Here is a 2,401-nt window from a genome sequence, read left to right on the forward strand (position 1 = left end):
GTCAAGGTTAATGGCTAAGAAAAAATCAGTCGTATATCCAGTAATTTTTATGTTGGGATTGACACTAGTTTTGACATTAGCGTTGGCTTTGTTAAATCAAGTTACAACTCCTACAGTAAAATTTAATCAAGATATCGAATTAAAACATAAGATTTTGAATGTATTTAATATCTTACCTGAAGATACTTCTGCATCAAACATTGACAAGACTTTCAAAGACAATGTCGTAGAAGAAGACTACAAAGACAGCAAACTTTACATTTTAAAACAAGATGGTGAAGAAAAAGCTTATGCAGTTCCTATTAACGGACCTGGACTTTGGGGTTCAATCAGTGGATATGTAGGAATAACTAAAGATATGAAAAAACTTGTTGGAATAGAATTCATTAAACAAGACGAAACTCCTGGTTTGGGTGGACGTATCACAGAAGATGAATACAAAAACCAATACAGAGATTTGGATATTTCAAAACCTGTTGACGGTAAAATTGTAATTAATAAACCAGCAAATGGTGGAAATATTGATGCTATAAGTGGTGCAACTCAAACATCTACATTTGTTGTGAACATGATTAATGAAGATGTGAATGAGTTTATTAAGAATGGAGGTAAATAATGGCTAATTCAAATAAATATACTAAATTATTAAAAAATGGATTGCTTGATGACAACCCTGTTCTTATTCAAGTTATAGGAATTTGTTCCACATTAGCGGTAACAAACTTATGTATGAACTCCTTAGTTATGGGACTTGCATTAGCTTTTGTTACAGGATGTTCATCGTTTTTGATTAGTTTACTTAGAAAAGTAACTCCTAAACACATTCGTATGATGGTTCAAGTATTTATTATTGCGTTCTTCGTAATAATAGTAGATATTTTCTTGAAGGCTTACATGCCAGAAATGAGTAAAACATTAGGACCTTACGTTGGTTTGATTATTACCAACTGTATAATAATGGGACGTGCAGAAGCATTTGCTATCAGCAACGATCCTGTAAGTAGTTTTGTAGATGGTGTGGCATCAGGCTTAGGTTATACTGTAGTTCTTGTGCTCATCGCTTTAATCAGAGAATTATTGGGATTCGGTAGTGTATTTGGAATCAGAATAATGCCTGAAAGTTTTGTGCCATGGACAATGATGGTTATGCCACCAGCAGCATTCTTCATTTTACCTATAGTTATGTGGATTGCTAATGCTCATCTTAAAAAGGAAGGAGATGCTAAGTAATGACGATTAGTCCTTTAGTTATATTTTTTGCATCAATCTTTACTTCAAATATGATTTTCTCAAACTTTTTGGGAATGTGTTCATTTATAGCAGTAAGTAAAGAAATTGAAACTGCAACAGGATTGGGAATAGCTGTAACATTTGTATTGACGATCACAACTATAATCAACTTTTTCTTATATAAATTAGTTGTAAGATTTAATATAGAATATTTGAGATATATAATTTTTATTATTTCAATAGCAGCATTTGTTCAATTATTGGAAATGATTTTGGAAAAATACGTTCCAAATTTGTATTACGCTCTTGGAATATTCTTGCCACTTATCACAGTAAACTGTGCGATTTTAGGGGTAAGTTTGTTCATGGTAATCAGAAATTACAACTTCTTGCAAACAGTAGGATTTGCAATAGGAAGTGGACTTGGTTGGATGTTAGCAATTGTATCAATGGCTGGAATTAGATCCAAAATCAAGGATTCATCTGTACCAAAAGGTCTCCAAGGATCTCCTTTAACTTTAATTATAACTGGAATCATGGCGATGGCATTCATCGGATTCTCTGGTATAGTTCAAATATCATAAGGAGGAATCATGGGACAAATAATTATTACAACAATTGTAGTATCTGTTTTATGTGCATTATTTGCATTGTTGCTTTCATTTGCAGATAAGTACATTGCAGATTATGGTGAAGTAAAACTAACTATTAATAACGATAAAGAATTTACAGTAGATGGTGGAGATAGTTTATTATCTACACTTAGAAACCAAAAAGTATTCATTCCATCAGCCTGTGGTGGAAAGGGATCATGTGGTTATTGTAAAGTAAAAGTTTTGGATGGAGCAGGTCCCGTACTTGCTACAGAAAAACCAATGTTAACAGAAGATGAACTTAACGATAGCGTTAGATTATCTTGCCAAGTAAAAGTCAAAAAAGATATTTCGATTCAAATTCCAGAAGAGTTATTTAACGTAAAAGAATACGAAACAACTCTTGTTGAAAAATTACCTTTGACTGATAGAATTACTAAGTTTAGATTTGAGCTTCCAGAAGGAGAAACTATCAAATTTAAACCTGGTCAATATGTACAATTAAAAGCAGAAGAATATCCAAAAGGCGATGGATATGAAGGATCAGATGAAGAAGTATTCAGAGCATATTCTATTGC

4 protein-coding genes are annotated in these 2,401 nt (G+C 32.4%); all 4 read left to right on the top strand.

Annotated features, from left to right (window positions below; genetic code table 11):
- Positions 1-616: FMN-binding protein (locus KHW44_RS08620; RefSeq protein ID WP_304068479.1), on the top strand; the 616-nt coding region annotated here is incomplete at its 5' end.
- Positions 616-1,230, top strand: coding sequence for an NADH:ubiquinone reductase (Na(+)-transporting) subunit D (nqrD, locus tag KHW44_RS08625; RefSeq protein WP_002834995.1), 615 nt, complete (start codon positions 616-618; stop codon positions 1,228-1,230). The genes KHW44_RS08620 and nqrD, both read left to right, overlap by 1 nt.
- Complete coding sequence (locus tag KHW44_RS08630) at positions 1,230-1,814, top strand: NADH:ubiquinone reductase (Na(+)-transporting) subunit E (protein ID WP_002834994.1); 585 nt, start codon at positions 1,230-1,232, stop codon at positions 1,812-1,814. The genes nqrD and KHW44_RS08630 overlap by 1 nt, the downstream gene beginning before the upstream one ends.
- A gap of 9 nt (positions 1,815-1,823) precedes the next feature.
- The coding region (locus tag KHW44_RS08635; RefSeq protein ID WP_304068485.1) for a 2Fe-2S iron-sulfur cluster-binding protein at positions 1,824-2,401 on the top strand (578 nt) is incomplete at its 3' end.

The sequence above is a fragment of the Finegoldia magna genome (assembly GCF_018371055.1).
Taxonomy (GTDB): Bacteria; Bacillota; Clostridia; order Tissierellales; family Peptoniphilaceae; genus Finegoldia; species Finegoldia magna_I.

Excerpts from the sequence above, each read along its gene's own strand:
- KHW44_RS08630 (WP_002834994.1), top strand. The coding sequence starts at position 1,230 with ATGACGATTAGTCCTTTAGTTATATTTTTTGCATCAATCTTTACTTCA.
- nqrD (WP_002834995.1), top strand. The coding sequence starts at position 616 with ATGGCTAATTCAAATAAATATACTAAATTATTAAAAAATGGATTGCTT.